At 72.4% G+C, this 17,305-nt stretch carries 21 protein-coding genes; 8 read left to right on the forward strand and 13 right to left on the reverse strand.

Annotated features, from left to right (window positions below):
• The first annotated feature begins 32 nt into the window (after positions 1 to 32).
• Positions 33 to 212 carry a hypothetical protein gene (locus QC385_RS03150; protein WP_150479640.1) on the forward strand — a complete coding sequence of 60 codons (180 nt, stop codon included), beginning with the start codon at positions 33 to 35 and terminating at the stop codon, positions 210 to 212.
• Positions 213 to 232: 20 nt separating this feature from the next.
• Here the strand turns inward: QC385_RS03150 and QC385_RS03155 are convergent, their stop codons facing one another.
• Positions 233 to 871 (reverse strand): DUF4291 domain-containing protein, encoded by a 639-nt coding sequence (locus QC385_RS03155; RefSeq protein WP_279539765.1) that lies wholly within the window; start codon positions 869 to 871, stop codon positions 233 to 235.
• Positions 872 to 981: 110 nt separating this feature from the next.
• On the opposite strand from QC385_RS03155, the gene QC385_RS03160 reads away from it, so the two are divergent.
• Both QC385_RS03160 and lnt read left to right on the forward strand, forming a co-directional pair.
• A complete protein-coding gene (locus QC385_RS03160; protein ID WP_279539685.1) occupies positions 982 to 1,452 on the forward strand; it encodes a nuclear transport factor 2 family protein in 471 nt (156 codons plus the stop codon).
• A gap of 68 nt (positions 1,453 to 1,520) precedes the next feature.
• The gene (gene lnt, locus QC385_RS03165) at positions 1,521 to 3,095 is read left to right on the forward strand and encodes an apolipoprotein N-acyltransferase (RefSeq protein WP_279539686.1); all 1,575 of its coding nucleotides are present in this window, start codon (positions 1,521 to 1,523) and stop codon (positions 3,093 to 3,095) included.
• Here lnt and QC385_RS03170 read toward each other — a convergent pair.
• Entirely contained in the window at positions 3,019 to 3,924 is a 906-nt protein-coding gene (locus tag QC385_RS03170) for a Gfo/Idh/MocA family protein (protein WP_279539687.1), read from the reverse strand. The genes lnt and QC385_RS03170 overlap by 77 nt on opposite strands.
• On the reverse strand, positions 3,921 to 5,156 hold the full coding sequence (locus QC385_RS03175; protein WP_279539688.1) for an FAD-dependent oxidoreductase: 1,236 nt from the start codon (positions 5,154 to 5,156) through the stop codon (positions 3,921 to 3,923). Before QC385_RS03175 ends, QC385_RS03170 begins: the two co-directional genes overlap by 4 nt.
• Before the next feature lie 105 nt (positions 5,157 to 5,261).
• Here QC385_RS03175 and QC385_RS03180 point away from each other — a divergent pair, with 105 nt between their 5' ends.
• The 3 genes from QC385_RS03180 to QC385_RS03190 all read left to right on the forward strand — a co-directional run bounded on the left by QC385_RS03180 (position 5,262) and on the right by QC385_RS03190 (position 7,036).
• Complete coding sequence (locus QC385_RS03180; RefSeq protein ID WP_279539689.1) at positions 5,262 to 5,852, forward strand: TetR/AcrR family transcriptional regulator; 591 nt, start codon at positions 5,262 to 5,264, stop codon at positions 5,850 to 5,852.
• A gap of 43 nt (positions 5,853 to 5,895) precedes the next feature.
• Positions 5,896 to 6,408 carry a DinB family protein gene (locus QC385_RS03185; protein WP_279539690.1) on the forward strand — a complete coding sequence of 171 codons (513 nt, stop codon included), beginning with the start codon at positions 5,896 to 5,898 and terminating at the stop codon, positions 6,406 to 6,408.
• A gap of 112 nt (positions 6,409 to 6,520) precedes the next feature.
• Entirely contained in the window at positions 6,521 to 7,036 is a 516-nt protein-coding gene (locus QC385_RS03190; RefSeq protein ID WP_279539691.1) for a hypothetical protein, read from the forward strand.
• Positions 7,037 to 7,124: 88 nt separating this feature from the next.
• Here the strand turns inward: QC385_RS03190 and QC385_RS03195 are convergent, their stop codons facing one another.
• The 5 genes from QC385_RS03195 to fabG form a co-directional block, all read right to left on the reverse strand.
• Positions 7,125 to 7,640: a hypothetical protein gene (locus QC385_RS03195; protein ID WP_279539692.1), complete on the reverse strand. Its 516-nt coding sequence runs from the start codon at positions 7,638 to 7,640 to the stop codon at positions 7,125 to 7,127.
• Positions 7,641 to 7,740: 100 nt separating this feature from the next.
• The gene (gene ung / locus QC385_RS03200; RefSeq protein ID WP_279539693.1) at positions 7,741 to 8,424 is read right to left on the reverse strand and encodes a uracil-DNA glycosylase; all 684 of its coding nucleotides are present in this window, start codon (positions 8,422 to 8,424) and stop codon (positions 7,741 to 7,743) included.
• 93 nt (positions 8,425 to 8,517) lie between these two features.
• On the reverse strand, positions 8,518 to 10,104 hold the full coding sequence (locus QC385_RS03205) for an ABC transporter substrate-binding protein (RefSeq protein ID WP_279539694.1): 1,587 nt from the start codon (positions 10,102 to 10,104) through the stop codon (positions 8,518 to 8,520).
• A 199-nt stretch (positions 10,105 to 10,303) separates the two neighbouring features.
• A complete protein-coding gene (locus QC385_RS03210) occupies positions 10,304 to 11,062 on the reverse strand; it encodes an SDR family oxidoreductase (RefSeq protein ID WP_086850935.1) in 759 nt (252 codons plus the stop codon).
• Positions 11,063 to 11,074: 12 nt separating this feature from the next.
• Positions 11,075 to 11,836 carry a 3-oxoacyl-ACP reductase FabG gene (gene fabG, locus QC385_RS03215; protein ID WP_020270157.1) on the reverse strand — a complete coding sequence of 254 codons (762 nt, stop codon included), beginning with the start codon at positions 11,834 to 11,836 and terminating at the stop codon, positions 11,075 to 11,077.
• 232 nt (positions 11,837 to 12,068) lie between these two features.
• Here fabG and QC385_RS03220 point away from each other — a divergent pair, with 232 nt between their 5' ends.
• Positions 12,069 to 12,533, forward strand: coding sequence for an excalibur calcium-binding protein (locus tag QC385_RS03220; protein ID WP_279539695.1), 465 nt, complete (start codon positions 12,069 to 12,071; stop codon positions 12,531 to 12,533).
• Between the two features lie 43 nt (positions 12,534 to 12,576).
• Here the strand turns inward: QC385_RS03220 and QC385_RS03225 are convergent, their stop codons facing one another.
• From QC385_RS03225 to QC385_RS03235, 3 genes are all read right to left on the reverse strand, one after another.
• On the reverse strand, positions 12,577 to 12,990 hold the full coding sequence (locus QC385_RS03225) for a DUF3037 domain-containing protein (RefSeq protein ID WP_279539696.1): 414 nt from the start codon (positions 12,988 to 12,990) through the stop codon (positions 12,577 to 12,579).
• Positions 12,987 to 13,742 (reverse strand): HipA family kinase, encoded by a 756-nt coding sequence (locus tag QC385_RS03230; RefSeq protein WP_279539697.1) that lies wholly within the window; start codon positions 13,740 to 13,742, stop codon positions 12,987 to 12,989. Before QC385_RS03230 ends, QC385_RS03225 begins: the two co-directional genes overlap by 4 nt.
• 147 nt (positions 13,743 to 13,889) lie before the next feature.
• Positions 13,890 to 14,615: a GAF and ANTAR domain-containing protein gene (locus tag QC385_RS03235; RefSeq protein WP_279539698.1), complete on the reverse strand. Its 726-nt coding sequence runs from the start codon at positions 14,613 to 14,615 to the stop codon at positions 13,890 to 13,892.
• Positions 14,616 to 14,888: 273 nt separating this feature from the next.
• On the opposite strand from QC385_RS03235, the gene QC385_RS03240 reads away from it, so the two are divergent.
• A complete protein-coding gene (locus QC385_RS03240; RefSeq protein ID WP_279539699.1) occupies positions 14,889 to 16,160 on the forward strand; it encodes a cytochrome P450 in 1,272 nt (423 codons plus the stop codon).
• Positions 16,161 to 16,251: 91 nt separating this feature from the next.
• Here QC385_RS03240 and QC385_RS03245 read toward each other — a convergent pair whose 3' ends face one another.
• Together QC385_RS03245 and QC385_RS03250 are read right to left on the reverse strand one after the other, a co-directional pair.
• Complete coding sequence (locus QC385_RS03245; RefSeq protein ID WP_279539700.1) at positions 16,252 to 16,785, reverse strand: hypothetical protein; 534 nt, start codon at positions 16,783 to 16,785, stop codon at positions 16,252 to 16,254.
• Between the two features lie 262 nt (positions 16,786 to 17,047).
• On the reverse strand, positions 17,048 to 17,305 hold the full coding sequence (locus QC385_RS03250; protein WP_336621267.1) for a hypothetical protein: 258 nt from the start codon (positions 17,303 to 17,305) through the stop codon (positions 17,048 to 17,050).

Consider the following 17,305-nt stretch of genomic DNA (forward strand, 5'->3'; position numbering starts at 1 on the left):
GCCTGTCAGTGGCTGCCCCTAGGCTTGTCCGCATGTCCCCCGATTCCCTGACCCCTGGTTCCGTGCGGTCCGCTGCCGAGGTCAACGAGGAGATCCGTGCGCTCTGGCGGCGCACGGGCGGCACCCTGTCGGCCGAGGAGCGCGCGGAGTACGAGCTGCTGGTCGTCGAGTGGGCGGCCGCGATCCGCGGCGCCGTCGTCAAGGCGGCCTGACCCGTCCCGGCCCACACTCCCTAGGCGCGCAGAGGCGCCAGCACCTCGTCCTCGACGGGGTACGGCCGCTCCTCGGGCAACAGCCCGGCGGCCGACTCGAGTTGACCCGCCCGCACCAGCGCATGGACCTCCGTGGCGAGCGGCGTGACGTCCTCGATCCCCACGATCCACTCGTCGGCGTACCGCGCCGCCGCCTCCCCCGAGAGCCCCAGCTGGAGCGATCGGTGCGGCAGCGGGTCGAGACGCAGATCCCGCTCCGGATCCCACTGCACCCGCGCCGGCGCCTGCCTCAACCGCCGCTTCCAGTCGGCCCGCTCGCCGTGCAGGGCGGGGACGTGATGGGACAGGCAGGCGTTGCGCAGCGCCCACAGGAAGCCCTCGCTGCTGATCTCGACCGCCAGGACCGTCTCCTGGCCCTCCTTGGTGCCCCAGCCGCAGCGGTACATCATCCACAGGAACGACGGCTTGATCCACGTCATGCGGTCGCGCTTCCAGGACGACGGGAACCGGCCGTGGCGGGCGGCGGGGCGGCCGATCTCCGGGCGGTAGGCCTGGTAGACGGTGATCGTGGACTCGGTGTGGCGGGCGCGTATCCGGAATCTGGGTTCGTTCGGTTCGTTCGGTTCGTTCGGTTCGTTCGGTTCGTTCTGATCGTTCAGATCGTTCTGATCGTTCACGAAGGACAGGCTGGGCCCCGGAGGCCCTCCACGGCCACCGAATATCCCGCACATCCCTTGGCTCCGCCCTTCCCATGCCCAACACTGAACCGATGACACAGCGTGTGGAGCTCGCCACCGTGAGGGACCGGCTGGCCGTCGACGACGTGATCACCGACTACGCGGTGGCGGTCGACGACGGTGACTGGGAGGCGTACCGGGGACTGTTCGCCCCTCAGGGCCGGGCGGACTACCGCTCGGCCGGCGGCATCGAGGGGGAGGCCGCGGCGGTCGCCGCGTGGCTCGCGGAGAGCATGCGGCTGTTCCCGGTGCGACAGCACCTGATCGTCAACCGGCGGGTGCGCTTCGGTGTCTGGGAGCAGGACACCGGCGACACGGCCCGGGTTCAGGCCGACTACGTCAACCCCATGGCCACCGAAGGGCCCGCGCCCGACTTCGTGTGCGGCGGCCGGTACGCCTTCGCGCTGCGGCGCACGATCGACGGCTGGCGGCTGACCGAGGTGGTCCTGCGGGAGAAGTGGCGGCGCCTTCCCGAGCGGCGGACGGCACCTGTGGTCAACTGACCCGGCGTCCCCTGTTCTAGATCGTCCCCAGGGCGCACACTGGAGGCACCACGGGGTAGGAGGCGCCTATGAAGACGCTCGGCCACTGGCTCGCCTCCCCTTGGCGGCGCTCGGTCGCCGCCGTGATCGCGGGCGCCCTTCCCGTACTCGCCTATCCCGCTCCGTCCCTGTGGTGGTGTGCCTACGTCGCCCTGGTCCCCTGGCTGCTGCTGGTGCGCACCGCACCGACCGGGAAACGGGCGGCGTACGACGGCTGGTGCGGCGGCTTCGGCTTCATGCTGGCCATGCACCACTGGCTGCTGCCCTTCCTGCACGTGTTCACGTTCGTCCTCGCCGCGCTGCTCGGCGCCCTGTGGGCCCTGTGGGGATGGCTCGTCCACCGGCTGCTGGCGGGCGTGCCCTCGCGGCGGCGGATCGCGGCCGCTCTCGTCGTCCTGCCGTCCGGCTGGCTGGCCGTCGAGCTGGTCCGCTCCTGGCAGGGCCTCGGCGGCCCCTGGGGCATGCTCGGCTCCAGTCAGTGGCAGGTCGAGCCGGCGCTGCGGCTGGCCTCGGTCGGCGGGGTGTGGCTGCTCAGCTTCCTCGTCGTGGCCGTCAACCTCGCGGTCGCCGTCCTCGTCGCGGTCCGTCAGGCCCGCGTGCCCGCCGTGGCCGGTCTCGTCGCCACGGCCGCCGCCACTTCCGCCGCATGGACCCTCTCGCCCCGCCCCGCCGTCGACGGCCAGGTCAGGATCGCCGTGGTGCAGCCGGGCGTCGTCGGCGGCCCGGACAGCGCGGACCGCCGGTTCGCCCGCGAGGAACAGCTCACCCGCCGGCTCGCCGGACAGGACGTCGACCTGATCGTCTGGGGCGAGAGCAGCGTCGGTTTCGACCTCGGGGACCGGCCCGACCTCGCCCGGCGGCTCGCCGGCCTGTCCCGGGAGACGGGCGCCGACATCCTGGTCAACGTGGACGCGCGGCGCTCCGACAAGCCCGGCATCTACAAGAGCTCCGTCCTGACCGGACCCGACGGCCTCACCGGCGAGCGCTACGACAAGATGCGGCTCGTCCCCTTCGGCGAGTACATCCCGGCCCGCTCCCTGCTCGGCTGGGCCTCCTCCGTCGGCAAGGCGGCGGGCGAGGACCGCAGGCGCGGCTCCCAGCCGGTCGTGATGAACGTGGGGGACGGCCTGCGCGTCGGCCCGATGGTGTGCTTCGAGACGGCCTTCCCCGACATGACCCGCCACCTCACCCGGGAGGGCGTCGACGTGCTGATCGGCCAGTCGTCGACGTCCACGTTCCAGCAGAGCTGGGCACCCGAGCAGCACGCATCGCTCGCCGCACTGCGCGCCGCCGAGACCGGCCGCCCGATGGTGCACGCGACGCTGACGGGTGTCTCCGCCGTCTACGGCCCGAGCGGGCAGCGCGTCGGCTCGTGGCTCGGCACGGACGCGTCCGCCACGCAGGTCTACGAGATCCCCCTGGCCCACGGCACCACGCCGTACGTGCGTCTCGGTGACTGGACCGTGCACGCGGCCATGCTGATCCTCGCCGCGTGGGCCGCCGGCGAGGGCGTACGGACGCTGCGGCTCAGGCGGCCCGCTCCTGAACCGCCCGTACCACCCGCTCGCACAGTTCGTGAGTCTCCAGCGCGTCCCGGGCGCTGAGCACCTTGCCCGCCCGCACGGCGTCCAGGAACGCCAGCACCGCCTGCTCGATGCCGCGCTGCCGGGCCACCGGCACCCAGTCGCCGCGCCGCCGCACGGTCGGCTGCCCCTTGTGGTCGACGACCTCGGCGAGGTTGATCACCTGACGCTTGGTGTCCTGCCCGGACACCTCCAGGATCTCCTCGGCCGAACCGCTGAGCCGGTTCATCACGCCGAGCGCGGTGAAGCCGTCCCCGGCGAGCTGGAGCACGACGTGGTGCAGCAGGCCGTCCCGGACACGGGCGCGCACGCTGACGTCGTCGATCTCGCCGGGCACCAGGAACCGCAGGGTGTCGACGACGTGGATGAAGTCGTCGAGGATCATCGTGCGCGGCTCCTCCGGGAGCCCGATGCGGTTCTTCTGCATGAGGATCAGCTCGCGCGGATGGTCGGCGCACTGCGTGTAGCCGGGGGCGTGACGCCGGTTGAAGCCGACGGCGAGGCTCACGTCCCGCTCCTCGGCGAGCGCCACCAGCCGAGCGGACTCGTCGAGTTCGTAGGCGAGCGGCTTGTCGACGTACGTCGGTACGCCCGCCTCCAGCAGCCGGGTCACGATCTCCGGGTGCACGATCGTGGGCGCGTGCACGAAGGCGGCGTCGAGGCCTTGGGCGAGGAGCGAGTCGAGGGTGGTGTGCCGCCGCTCCGGCGGGACGTGGAGGCCGTCGGCGACCCGGGCGAGCGTGGCGGGCGTGCGGGTCTGGAGGTGCAGCTCCACCCCGGGCTGGAAGGCGAGCACCGGAAGGTAGGCCTTCTGTGCGATGTCGCCGAGTCCGATGCAGCCGACCTTCACGGGGTGTTCTCCTCTAGCGGTTGCCTGCCGGGGTCTGCTCGGAGCATACGGCTTCCCCCACTCCCGGCTTCGCTCGAGCGTGCGGTGCCCCCAGGCGGCCGCCAGTCGGCGATGCCGTCGAAGCCCCGCAGGAACAGGGCGGGTCCGGCCTTCGACAGCGCGGCCATGGCGGTGTCGCGTACGGCTGTCCCCACGCGGCTGGTCATGAGGTTGAGGCGGGCGACCCTCACGGCCTGCCGTGCGACGGCGGTCGTACGGGGCAGCCGGGCGGCGGTGTAGGCGGGGAGGTCGTCGCAGTGGTGGGCGAGGACGACGGCGTCCTCGATGGCCTGGTTGCCGCCCTGGCCGAGGGTCGGGGGCATGGCGTGCGCGGCGTCGCCGACCAGGGCGACCCGGCCGCGGTGGTAGGCGGGCAGGGGTTCGGCGATGTGGTGGACGTCGTGCCGCAGTACGTCCTCGGGGCGGGCGGCGGCGAGCACGGCGGGGACCGGGTCGTGCCAGTCGCCGAAGCGGCGCAGCAACTCGGCCTTCTCGTCGTCGGGTGCGCGTCCTCCGGCGCCTGTCACTGCGGCGGCGTAGGCGTAGACGCGGCCGTCCTTGAGCGGGTGCGTGCCCCAGATGCGGCCCCGGCCCCAGGTCTCGTGCGAGGCGAACCCGACGCCGGGGAGGGGGATCACGACCCGCCAGGTGGTGAAGCCGGAGTAGACGGGCCCCGGGTGGCCGGGGAAGAGTGCGCCGCGTACGGCGGACCGGATGCCGTCGGCGCCCACCACCAGGTCGGCCTCCAGCTCGCCGCCCGCGGTCGTGACGCGGGCGGGCCGGTCGGTGCCGCCGCTGTCGGCGAGGGTCGCGGCGGCGGCCGTACGGACGGCGCCCGGCGGGAGCTGTGCGGCCAGGTGCTCGACGAGGGTGGCGCGGTGCAGCAGCACGAGCGGGCCGCCGAAGCGCTCGGCGGCGGCGTCGGCGGAGGAGCGTGCCAGCCACCGTCCGGAGGGCGTGCGCAGCCCGCCGTCCCCCGCCCAGGCCGCGAGGTCTCGGATCTCGTCGCCGAGGCCGATGACGTCCAGTGCGCGCAGGGAGTTGGGAGCGAGGGAGATGGCGGCGCCGACCGGTTCCAGTGAGCGGGCGCGCTCCAGCACGGTGACCTGCCAGCCGCGCCGGTGCAGCGCGGCCGCCGCGGTCAGGCCCCCGATCCCGCCGCCGATCACGACAGCTCGCCTCGCCTGGGTCATGGCTCCTCCTCGAACCCGCGACCGGACCTGCCCGGCCTGGTGACTACATCTGTAGTTCACCATCGACCGTACTACAGCTGTAGTGAGACGGGTAGCGTGAGCTCCATGTCCGTACGCGCCGCCGGCCCCTCCCGCTCCGACCTCGTCGCCGACACCGCCCTCGCCCTGCTCGCCGAGCGGGGGATGCGGGGCCTCACACACCGGGCCGTCGACGAGGCGGCCGGACTCCCCCAGGGCTCCACGTCGAACCTCGCGCGGACGCGCCAGGCCCTGCTGGAACTGGCGGTGCGGCGTCTGGCCGACCGGGAGGCGCGGGTGCTGGCGCTGCACGAGATGCCGGATCCCCGGGCCGGGGCCGCGCCCCTGGCGGACGCGCTGGCCCTGGCCACGCACCGCGCCCTGACCCGCAACCGCGAACTGACCGTCGCCCGCTACGAACTGGCCCTGGAGGCCACGCGCCGCCCAGAACTGCGGGCCTACTTCGACGCGACGGGAGCCCGCTTCCGGGACCAGCTCGCCGCCCTCGTCACGGGAATGGGCTCGACGGATCCGGCCAGGCACACGCTGTCGCTCATCGCCTGGGCGGACGGGCTGATGTTCAGCTGTGTGGCGGGGTCGTTCGGTGCCGAGGTGCCGAGCCTGGAGGAGGTGCGGGCCGGGCTGCGGGAGCTGCTGGACGGGATGCTCGGGGCCTGAAAATGCCGTGGTGCGGCCGGGAGCGCTGGGAAAGGATGTGGGCATGACGACCGAACGCCGCATTCCTGCCACGACCGCCGACGAACGCACCATGCTGGAGGGCTGGTTGGAGTTCCACCGGCAGACCCTCGCGTGGAAGTGCGAGGGGCTGAGCGACGAGCAGCTCAGGTCGCCCGCCGTGGAGCCCTCCGAGCTCTCCCTGCTGGGACTGGTGCGGCACATGGCGGACGTGGAGCGGAACTGGTTCCGCCGGGTGCTGACGAACGAGGACGCGGCGCCGCTCTACTGGAGTGACGAGGACCCGGACGGCGAGTTCCATCTGACCGGGGCGGACACCTACGAGGAGGCACACGCCGCCTGGCAGGCCGAGATCGAGACCGCCCGGACCAACGCCGCCCGCTTCGTCCTGGACGACATCTCCGAGGGCAAGCACCGCCGCACCGGCGAGCGGTTCAACCTGCGGTGGATCTACACCCACATGATCGAGGAGTACGCGCGGCACAACGGCCACGCCGACCTGCTCCGCGAGCGCATCGACGGCTCGACCGGCGACTGACGTCACCCCGGACGGGCCGACTGCCTTCGTACGGGGCGCGAGATCACCCGTGCGGGGCATCCTCCGGCTGTCCGCCGCCCTGCCGCGGGCCGGACGCACCAGAGTGGCGCGGGTGCATCGAACGACGACCACAGCGACGCTCCTGGTGACCGTGGCTGTCTCGGCCCTCACCGGCTGTACGACGGTCCGGCATGCCCCCGTTCCCGGGCCGCCGGCGGCCCCGTCCCGGCCGTCGGCGCCGCAGCCGGAGGGGCGGACGCAGACACAGATCGTGCAGGCACCGGCCCGCGAGGCCCTGCAACTCATCGAGGAGTCCCGCCGCCCGGAGCCGACAGCCCCCGCAACCCGCCCGGCCACTCCCCCGGCGGCCTCGCCGGAGCGGATGCGGCCGCCGCCCGGCATCCGCGAGGTCCGCCCGCGCCCCGCCCGCCCGGAACGCCCCGAGCCGGCCCCGCGCAGCCCACGACGTCCCCCCACCGACCTGCCCGACGTCTCGGATTCGGTACGTCAGGACGTCCACGAGAACATCCCGAACAGCACGGACGTGTGCGCGCTGGGCAGGCGGTACGGGGGGTGGCGGGCGGACAGCCCGGAGGCGACCATCTGCCGCGACACCTACGGGCGTTGAGCGGCGTCCGGACCGACGCGAGCGGGACGCCGACCCCGGTCGGCACGACGAGGGCGGCCGCGAGCGCCACCGTGCACGACTCCGGGCGCTACGGCCGCTGCCTCGGCGGTGTCCACATCCCCCCGCCGCCCTCGCCCAGCCGGGACTCCAGCCGTCTGATGGCCGCCCGGACGCTCTCGCCGTAGGGGTCGTCGGTGAGGGCGGCGGCCGCTCCCCGGGCCCGCCGCAGGTGTGCGCGGGCGGCGTCGCGGTGGCCGAGTCTGTCGTAGTCGGCGGCCAGGTTCAGGTGCAGGGAGGGGTAGAACGCGCGCACCGCGAGCGCCCCCTCCCCCGAGGTGGTCCCGGCGTCGGTGATCTCCTCCGCCGCCGTCAACGCGCGCAGGTCCCAGGCCAGTTCGTCACCGGGATCGTCCTGCGTGTCGGCCAGGTAGTGGGCGAGGGTGCAGCGGTGCAGCGGGTCGCCGTGCTCCCCGATCTCCGCCCACAGGTCCAGGAAGCGCTGCCGGGCCTCCTCCCGGTCCCCGGCGTGGTGCAGCATGACGACCTGCCCGATCCGCGTCGGCACGGCATCCGGCGCCGCCTGTCCCTGTCGCTCCACGACCACGCCCTCCGCACCGCTCGCCCGCTGTTCCCCCCGACGCTAACCGCAGGCCGGGAGGATCCGGATGAGGCCGCTCCGTACGTCGCCGGAGCGTCGGCCGCCGTCAGCCCAGGTTCGGAATCGTCCAGTCGATCGGCTCGTGCCCCTGCGCCGCCACCGCCGCGTTGATCTGCGTGAACGGACGAGAGCCGAAGAACTTCTTCGCCGACAGCGGCGACGGGTGCGCTCCCTTGACCACCACGTGCCGCGACTCGTCGATCAGCGGGAGCTTCTTCTGCGCGTAGTTCCCCCACAGCACGAACACCGCCGGGTCGGTCCGGCCGGCCACCGCGCGGATGACCGCGTCGGTGAACCTCTCCCAGCCCCGGCCCTTGTGCGAGTTGGCCTCACCGCCGCGGACCGTGAGCACCGCGTTGAGCAGCAGGACGCCCTGCTCGGCCCACGGCATCAGATAGCCGTTGTCCGGGATCGGGGTGCCCAGTTCCTCGCGCATCTCCTTGTAGATGTTCCGCAGGGACGGCGGAATCCGCACACCGGGCCGGACCGAGAAGCACAGCCCGTGCCCCTGCCCCTCGCCGTGGTACGGGTCCTGGCCTAGGACCAGGACCTTGACCCGCTCGTACGGCGTGGCGTCCAGCGCGGCGAAGACCTCCTCGCGCGGCGGATAGACGGGACCCCTCGCCCGCTCCTCCTCGACGAACTCCGTCAGCTCCTTGAAGTAGGGCTGCTGAAGCTCGTCACCCAGAACCCCGCGCCAGGACTCGGGCAGCATGGAGATGTCGGTCACGTCAACGTCCTCACGATGTGCGGTCACTTCCAGGCCACAGAACCTACCGGCGACCACTGACAACGCGCCGGGAAAGCCCGCTGCCCACCCCGCCTACCAGGCGGTCTTGCGGTGCAGCTCCCACATCATCATGATCGTCGACGGGTCCATGGCCCGCTCCGCGCCCGAGATGTCCCGGCTCGCCGCCACGTACTGCCTGCCCTGCCACAGCGGCAGCAGCCGCGCGTCGTCCACGAGGATCCGCTGGGCCTCCTCGAACTCCTTCTCCACGTTCGCGCGGTCGCTCTCGCGGCGCGAGCGGGGCAGCAGATCGCCGGTGATCTCGGGCGCCGGGTAGGGCGTACCGAGGGCGTTCTGCTCGCCGACGAACGGCGCGATGAAGTTCTCGGCGTCCGGGAAGTCGGGGAACCAGCCGCGCCCGAACACCGGGTACTCGCCCTTCTGGTAGCCCTCGACGTACGTCTTCCAGGGGCGGCTCTTGAGGGTGATCTCGAACAGGCCCGAGTCCTCGAGCTGGCGCTCCAGCTCCTTGAACTCCGCGGCCGTCTCGGAGCCGTAGCGGTCGCTCGTGTACCAGAAGGTGAGCGGGACCCGCTGGTTGATGCCCGCGCCGGTGAGGATCTTGCGGGCCTTGCCGACGTCCGGGTCGCCGTAGTCGTCGAAGAAGCCCGTCGTGTGACCGGTGAGGCCCTTGGGGACCATGGAGTACAGCGGGTCGACGGTGTCCTTGTAGACCTTGTGGGCGATCGCCGCCCGGTCGACGACCTGCGCGATGGCCTGGCGTACGGCCTTGCGCTTCGCCCAGGAGTCCTTCGGGTTGAACACCAGGTAGTTGATGTCGGTGCCGGTGCCCTCGACGAGCTGGATCTCCTTCTCGTTGGAGGTCTTGCTCTGGAGATCGACGACGTCGCCGGCGGCCAGACCGCGGTAGGTCACGTCGATCTGCTCGTCCCGCAGGGCCTTGACCATGGCGCCGGAGTCCTGGAAGTAGCGGATGGTCACCCCGTCGTTCCGGCGCTCGGCGAAGCCCTTGTAGCCGTCGTTGCGGACGAGGACGGCTTCCTTGCCGTCGTCGTACGAGTCGAGGGTGTACGGCCCGGAGCCGACGACGTCGGTGCCCTTGCGCAGGGAGTCCTCCGGGTAGGCGGCCGGGGAGACGATCGACATGGCGGGGGTGGCGAGCACGAACGGGAAGGTCGCGTCGGGCTTGTTGAGGTGGAAGATCACCTCGCGGTCGTTCGGTGCCTGGACCCGTTCGAGGCTGCCGAGCAGACCCGCCGGGCCGCCGTTGACGTTGATCTTGCGGATCCGGTCGAACGAGTACTTCACGGCCCGCGCGTCGAGCGCGTCGCCGTTGGAGAACTTCAGGCCCTCGCGCAGCTCACAGCGGTACACCTGGTTCGAGGAGTCGCTGAAGCCGCACTGCTCGGCGGCGTCCGGCTGGGGCTGGCTCGCGCCCGTCTGGTAGCTCAGGAGCGTCTGGTAGACGTTCCTGAACAGCTCCCAGGAGCTGTCCCAGGAGGCGGCAGGGTCGAGCGTGCTGGGGGCACTGGTGGTGCCCACGACGATCGGCCCTTCGTCCTCCGGAGTGTCGGACGACAACACGCCGCATCCGGCGACCAGGGACGATATGGACGCGATGGCCGCCACCCGCCGCAGGCATCGGTTCCGGTTGAACACGCGCACGCTCCTCGATCTGCCATACCAAGGGTCGGCAGACCATACCGCAGTGCTGGGCCTGCTGACCCGCCCCGTGACATGACTCCTTGATCGATAAACCTTTGACTACGTTGTCATCCCCGTTTGCCGTGTCTTTACGCCCGCACGGGCGCCCCCTGCGCGAAGGGGCGCCCGTGCTCGAACCGCGTACCCGCCGGCGTCAGCCCGTGCCGGCGTTGAGGAAGATTCCGCCGTCCACGACGAGCGTCTGGCCGGTGACCCAGTCGGACTGCCCGGAGGTGAGGAACGCTGCCGCGCCGCCGATGTCGGAGGGCACGCCGAGCCGGCCGAGCGGGTAGGCGGCCGCCGCCTCCTCCTCCCGGCCCTCGTACAGGGCGGTGGCGAACTTGGTCTTCACGACGGCCGGGGCGATCGCGTTGACCCGGACCTTGGGCGCGAACTCGTGCGCGAGCTGCACGGTGAGGTTGATCATCGCCGCCTTGCTCACGCCGTACGCGCCGATGAACGGCGAGGGCGAGAGGCCGGCGACGGAGGCGATGTTGACGATCGCGCCGCCGTTGTCCTTCTGCCAGGCGTGCCAGGTCCTCTGGGCGAAGCCCAGCGCCGAGACCACGTTGGTCTCGAAAACCTTTCGGGCGACGTTCAGGTCCAGATCGGCGATCGGGCCGAACACCGGGTTCGTGCCGGCGTTGTTGACCAGGTAGTCGACGCGGCCGAAGGCCTCCATCGTGCGCTCGACGGCGGCGGCCTGGTGGGCCTCGTCGTGCGCCTTGCCCACCGCGTAGATCACGCGGTCGGAGCCGAGCCGCTCGACGGCCTCCTTGAGGGCGTCCTCGTTGCGGCCGGTGATGCACACGCGGTCGCCGCGGGCGACGAACGCCTCCGCGACGCCGTAGCCGATGCCGCGGCTGGCGCCCGTGACCAGGGCGGCCTTGCCGGAGAGTTCCACGGAAGTCATGTCTGCCGTCCCTTAGTCGAGCGGTCCGCCGGCCACGTACAGCACCTGGCCGGAGACAAACCCGGCCGCCTCGCCCGTGAAGAAGGCGATGGCGTTGGCGATGTCCTCGGGCTCACCGACGCGCGCCACCGGGATCTGGGTGGCGGCGGCGGCCTTGAAGTCCTCGAAGCCCATGCCGACGCGGTCGGCGGTGGCCTTGGTCATCTCGGTGGCGATGAAGCCGGGGGCGACGGAGTTGGCGGTGACGCCGAACTTGCCGAGCTCCTTGGCGAGGGTCTTGGTGAAGCCCTGGAGACCGGCCTTGGCCGCCGAGTAGTTGACCTGCCCGCGGTTGCCCAGCGCCGAGGACGACGACAGGTTGACGATCCGGCCGAAGCCCGCGTCCACCATGTGCTTCTGGCAGGCCTTGGACATCAGGAAGGCGCCGCGCAGGTGCACGTTCATGACGGTGTCCCAGTCGGAGACGCTCATCTTGAACAGCAGGTTGTCGCGCAGCACGCCCGCGTTGTTGACCAGGATCGTCGGCGCGCCGAGCTCCTCGGCGATCCGCGCGACGGCCGCCTCGACCTGCGCCTCGTCCGAGACGTCACAGCCGACCGCGATGGCCTTGCCACCGGCGGCGGTGATCTTCTCGACGGTGTCCTTGCAGGCCGCCTCGTCGAGGTCGAGCACGGCGACCGCGCGGCCCTCGGCGGCCAGTCGTACGGCGGTGGCGGCGCCGATCCCGCGCGCGGCACCGGTGACGACGGCGACCCGCTGCTCAGTGGTGGACATGGCTGCTTCTCCTCAGGTGAGCGACCGCTTAGTACCTTCAAGTGGATGTGACGCTAGAAGCCCTGGCACGCGGTGTCAACGGCCAGGCGGGGCATGTGATCCATCACCCTGGGCCACCATGCCCCGCGCGGCGCGCACGGACACCCGATCGGCCTACGGCTTCGCGCCGCCGCCGCCCGGCGCACCTAGCGTCGGAGGGCGAGCCACTCGTGGCCGGAAAGGAGGCGCCCCCATGCGCCGTCGCACCGGTGTCATAGGCACCCTGTTCGCGATCGCCGCGATCGTGCCGTTGGCCGACCCCGCTCTTGCCCAGCCCGACCGCGACTGCCGCGACTTCGCCTTCCAGGAGGACGCGCAGGCCGTCTTCGACGCGGACCCGAGTGACCCGAACCGTCTCGACGAGGACCAGGGCCCGGACGACGGCATCGCGTGCGAGGCACTGCCCCGCCGCGGCGCCGGTGTCATCTCCCCCACCGGCCAGGCGAGCACACCTCCCCCGGTCACCCCCACGCCCACCACCGCTCCCACGGCGACCACCGCTCCCACGCCCACGAGCGCTCCGTCCCGAGGCGCGAGGGGCGGACTCGGGGGCGCGGCCGCTTCGGGGCCGAGCACCTGGGACGTCGGTGTCGGTCTGGCCTTCGCCGTCGGCGCCACGCTCGCGGCCGGCTACGTCGTGAAGCGCAGGCGGAGCTGACGCCCGGACGCGACGGGTGAGCCGGCGCCCGGCGCGACGGGTGTCACTTCACCAGCAGGTCCAGCAACCGCTCCGTCTCCGCCGCCGGGTCCGTGGTCAGGCCGGTGTGGACGGGGCCGGGCTGCACGATCGTCGAGCGGGGGGCCACGAGCCAGCGGAAGCGGCTGCCGGGGGTGTCGTCCGCCGCCTGGCCGGCCGCGGGGCCGCCCGCGCACATGCCCTCCACGGCCCGGAGCGCGGCGCGTACCCCGGCCACGTCGGCCTCGGGGTCGAGGGCCAGCAGGCGGGCCTCGTCGAGGTGGGTGCGGGCGCCGACGTAGGACTCGGCGCGGCAGTAGACGAGCACCCCGGCGTTGATGCACTCGCCGCGCTCGACGCGCGGGACGACGCGCAGGACGGCGTACTCGTAGATCTGGCGGTCGCGCGTCCCGCCCCTGATGATGTGCCGGTCGCTCACTTGGTCCCCTGGATGCGGTCGTGGATGACGGCGGCCCGTGCGAGCAGCGGTCGCGCGTAGGCCCGCCTGAGGTCGTCCGGGGTGTCGAAGCCGGGCTCGCCCGTCAGCCAGGCGTCCGGGATCTGGGCGGTGACGTCGGCGAGCAGTTCTTCGGTGACCCGGGGCGCCAACTCGGCCGCCGCGGCGGCGACATCGGGCGCGAAGGGCGCCAGGGCATGATCGGAGGCGTCGTACGGGCGGGCCGCGGAGGCCTCCGCGCCGGGCCAGTTGTGGTGCCAGATCATGGTCGCCCCGTGGTCGACGAGCCACAACTCGCCCCGCCACATCAGCAGGTTGGGGTTGCGCCAGGACCGGTCGACGTTGTTGACCAGCGCGTCGAACCAGACGATCCGCCCGGCCTCCTCGGGACTCGCCGTGAAGGCGAGCGGGTCGAAGCCGAGCGCGCCGGAGAGGAAGTCCATGCCGAGGTTGGTGCCGCCGCTGGACCTGAGCAGGCTCTGCACCTCCTGGTCGGGTTCGCCGAGCCCCAGCTCCGCGTCGAGTCCGACCGTGACCAGGCGTGGCACCCGCAGCCCCAGCCGGCGGGCGAGTTCCCCGCAGACCACCTCGGCGACGAGCGTCTTGCGCCCCTGTCCCGCGCCGGTGAACTTCAGGACGTACGTCCCGAAGTCGTCGGCCTCGACGAGCCCCGGCAGCGAACCGCCCTCACGCAGGGGCGCGATGTAGCGGGTCGCGGTGACCTCTTTCAGCATTTCCCAGGCCACCCATCTCGTCAACCTTGCAATCCACGCCCGCCATGTGAGGGGCGCAGCAGCGGGAATCGCCCGTCAACGGCCCCTCCCCGCTTCCCGAGCAGGTGAGCATAGTAACCAAGGGTGATCGCCCACGACGGGGCCGCGTCAAGCGCGGGGGCGCAGTTCGGGAGTGGTGGGGGCCTGGCCGGTGAGATTGGTGATCAGCTCCGTGCACAGGTCGCGGAGTTTGATGTTGCGGTGCTGGGAGGCGGAGCGCAGGATGCCGAAGGCCGCGTCAGCCGTGCAGCGGCGCTGGCCCATGATCACGCCGAGGGCCTGGTCGATGACACTGCGGGATTGCATGGCGGTCCGCAGCTGGTCGGCGAATTCCTGGGTGTCGCTGATGCGCTGGGCCAGGGCGATGCCGCCGGTGGCCTGTGCGGCCAGGGAGCGCAGGGCTGTGAGGTCGGTCTGTTCGAACCCGTCCGCCGGGCCGGCGTAGAGGTTGAGGGCGCCGGCGGTGTGGGTGCCGGAGGCGATCGGCAGGGAGAAGGAGGAGCGGATCCCGCAGGACACGGCGTAGGCGGGGTAGTCGCCCCAGCGGCTCTCGTCCAGCATGTCGGCGACGATGATCTCCTCGCCGCTGCGCAGGGCTTGCAGGCAGGGGCCGTCGTCCTGGCCGTACTGTTTCTCGTCCAGTTTCGGCGCCGCGGGTCCTGCGCTGACCACCGTGACGGGCCGGCCGTTGCGCTCCAGGGTCAGCCCGGCGCCCTCGGCACGGGACAGTTCCAGGGCGGCGTCGGCCAGCGTCTGGAGGAAGTCTTCCAGGGAGTCGGTCTCCAGCAGCCACTGGGTGATGTGGCTGCTGTCGTACCTGTCATCGGCGTTCATCATGTGTTCCTTCGCAAGGCCCGCGACCCCCTGGGCCGGCATCGGTCGTGCCACCGGGGCGACGGCGTCCAACGTCCGAGGGAACATCTCCGGTGCGGCCACTGCCTGACGCCGTTTCAGGATCGGCGCGGCTCGGCCTCTGCTACACACGCTACTCCGGTGGCCGCGGCGGCAGGGCCGGGCCAGGTCGCCGGGCACGGTCTGGAGATCAGGGCGGTCCGTGGGACGGGGTGGAGCGAGTGTCGCGGCCCTGAGCATGGGCACCCGGCGGCCATGGACTTACGGAGGTCGCCCGTGATCGATCGTTCTCTGCCGGCTCTCGTCCAGGGCTACTCCTGGCTGCCCGGCCTGCTCGGCGAGCATCCCGACGGCGTGGCACGCACCCGTGTGATGGGCAAACCCGCGCTCGCCGTCCGGGGTCCGGAGGCTGTCCGGTTCTTCTACGACGAAAACAACGTGCAGCGCGGCGGCGCCCTCCCCGGCCCCGTGCTGAGCACCCTGTTCGGCCACGACGCCGTCCACACGCTCGACGGCGGCGCCCACCGCGCCCGCAAGGAGTTCTTCCTGCCGCTGCTGCAAGCCGACCGGATCGCCGGCCTTGTCGAGCACGTGACCCCCGTGTGGGACGACGCGGTACGGCAGTGGAACACGGCCGAACAGGTCGTGCTGTTCGACGCGGCGAGCGTGGTGCTCACCCGTGGGGTGTGCCGCTGGGCGGGCGTCCCGCTCGACGAGGGCGCCGGGGAGACGGAGCATCTCGCCCGCGACCTGGTCGCCATGGTCGACGGCTTCGCCACCGCCGGGCCACGGCACTGGCGGGCCCGGCGGGCCCGCGGCCGGCAGGAGGAGCGCTTCACCCGGCTGGTCGAGGATGTCCGCTCGGGCAGGGTCGCCGCCCCCGAGGGGTCGGTGCTCGCCGCCGTGTGCCGGTACCGCGAGGCCACCGGTGACCTGCTCCACCCGCACACGGCGGCCGTCGAGCTGCTGAACGTCATCCGGCCCACCGTCGCCGTCTGCTGGTTCGTCGCCTACACGGCGCACGCGCTGCATCTGCAACCGAACCAGCGCGAACGGTTGCGCGGTGGCGACACCGCCTACACGGCCGCTTTCGTGCACGAGGTGCGCCGCTTCTACCCGTTCGCGCCGTTCCTCGGTGGCCTCGCCGTGCGGGACCTGTCCTGGAGGGGCGTCTCGGTGCCGGCCGGCGCGATGGTGCTGCTCGATGTCTTCGGGCAGAACCACGACGAGGAGCTGTGGGGCGACCCGTACGTCTTCCGCCCGGAGCGGTTCCTCGAGCACGCGGTCGAGCGCGACGAGCTCATCCCGCAGGGCGGTGGCGAACCGCGCACCGGCCACCGCTGCCCCGGCGAGGGCCTCACCATCGGGCTCCTCGAAGCCCTCGCGCTCCGCCTGGCCGGCCTCGACTACACCGTCCCCGACCAGGACCTGCGCATCTCCCTGCGGCGCATACCGGCGCGGGTGCGCAGCGGCTTCGCCGTACGGGACGTGCGGGTGCCCAGCGAACGCACGCTGACGGCCGTGTGACCCCCGCGCGCCGCGGGACAGGCGAGTTTCGGCACAGCCCCGGGGAGGCGGCGGAGCTGAAAGCACGCAGCGCCCCGGCGGGCCGCCGGGGTCACGCGCCGTAGGCGTGCCCGCGGGGCAGCGGGCCGACGTGGGCGTGGCGGCCGGGGCGGACGGCGGCGTGGCGCTGTCCGGGGCCGGGGCCGCCGCGGGCGGCGAGGGCGTCGGCGACGGCGCCGGTGGTGAAGGCGTAGACGGCCTTGTGCAGGATGTCCACGACGAGTTCCGTGCGCGGCCAGGTGGGCGGTGGCGCGCCGACGCCGGTCGCGTTCTCCAGGATCTGGTCGTTGGTGAGGCGGACGACGGTGAACTTGGCGGACGCGACCGGTCCGCGCAGTCCGGCCTGGGACATGACCGAGCGCAGCACTCCGAGGAGGGCCGCCTGGCCGAAGTGCATGGCCCAGTTCTCCGGCAGCGGCTGTGTGCCGGGCCGTTCGGGCCTGCCGGTCAGCCGCTGCAACACCCGCGCGGGCACATGGGAGTCGGGTCGGCCGGTGACGGCCTGCTCGATCTTCTCGCCGAGGGTCATCACGATCCCTCCGGCGGTACCGGCGAGCAGTCCCTGCCACAGTGCGCGCTTGAGCATGGTCCGGCGGGTACCCGGTACGTCCGCCGCCACCCCTCCCGTACGGCACGGCCGCCACTCGTCCGGGCAGCGGTCCGCGAGTCGGGTCAGCGGTCCGCGAGTTGGGTCAGCGGTCGACGAGATCGTCTTCCGCGGCCGAGGGGCCGCCCTGGTCGGGGGGTTCTTCCCTACGCCGGTCTGCGCCGCCGTCCGTCCCCGGACCGGGGCCACGCGTCGCCCGGCTCGGCGCCCGGGTCACCGGCAGACGGATCGGCGGGAGCCGTCAGCCGTCCTTGCCCATCGCCTTGCGGACGGCGTCCCGGGTCCGGTCGACCAGGGCTGCCACGGGGCCGACGGCGACGTTCTCCGCCGCGGTCTCGGCTCCCGGATGCGGGCGGGTGGGCGCCATGGCCTCGGCGGCCCGGGCAGCCGTGGCCAGCATGGCCAGCTGCTGCGCCCCGGCGTTCTCGCGGAGCCGGGGGAACTCATGCTGTTCCTCGGAGGCCGCGTGCTGCAGGACGGGATCGGGCACCTGCTCCAC

This window comes from Streptomyces sp. DH10, from assembly GCF_029813805.1.
Taxonomy (GTDB): domain Bacteria; phylum Actinomycetota; class Actinomycetes; order Streptomycetales; family Streptomycetaceae; genus Streptomyces; species Streptomyces coeruleofuscus.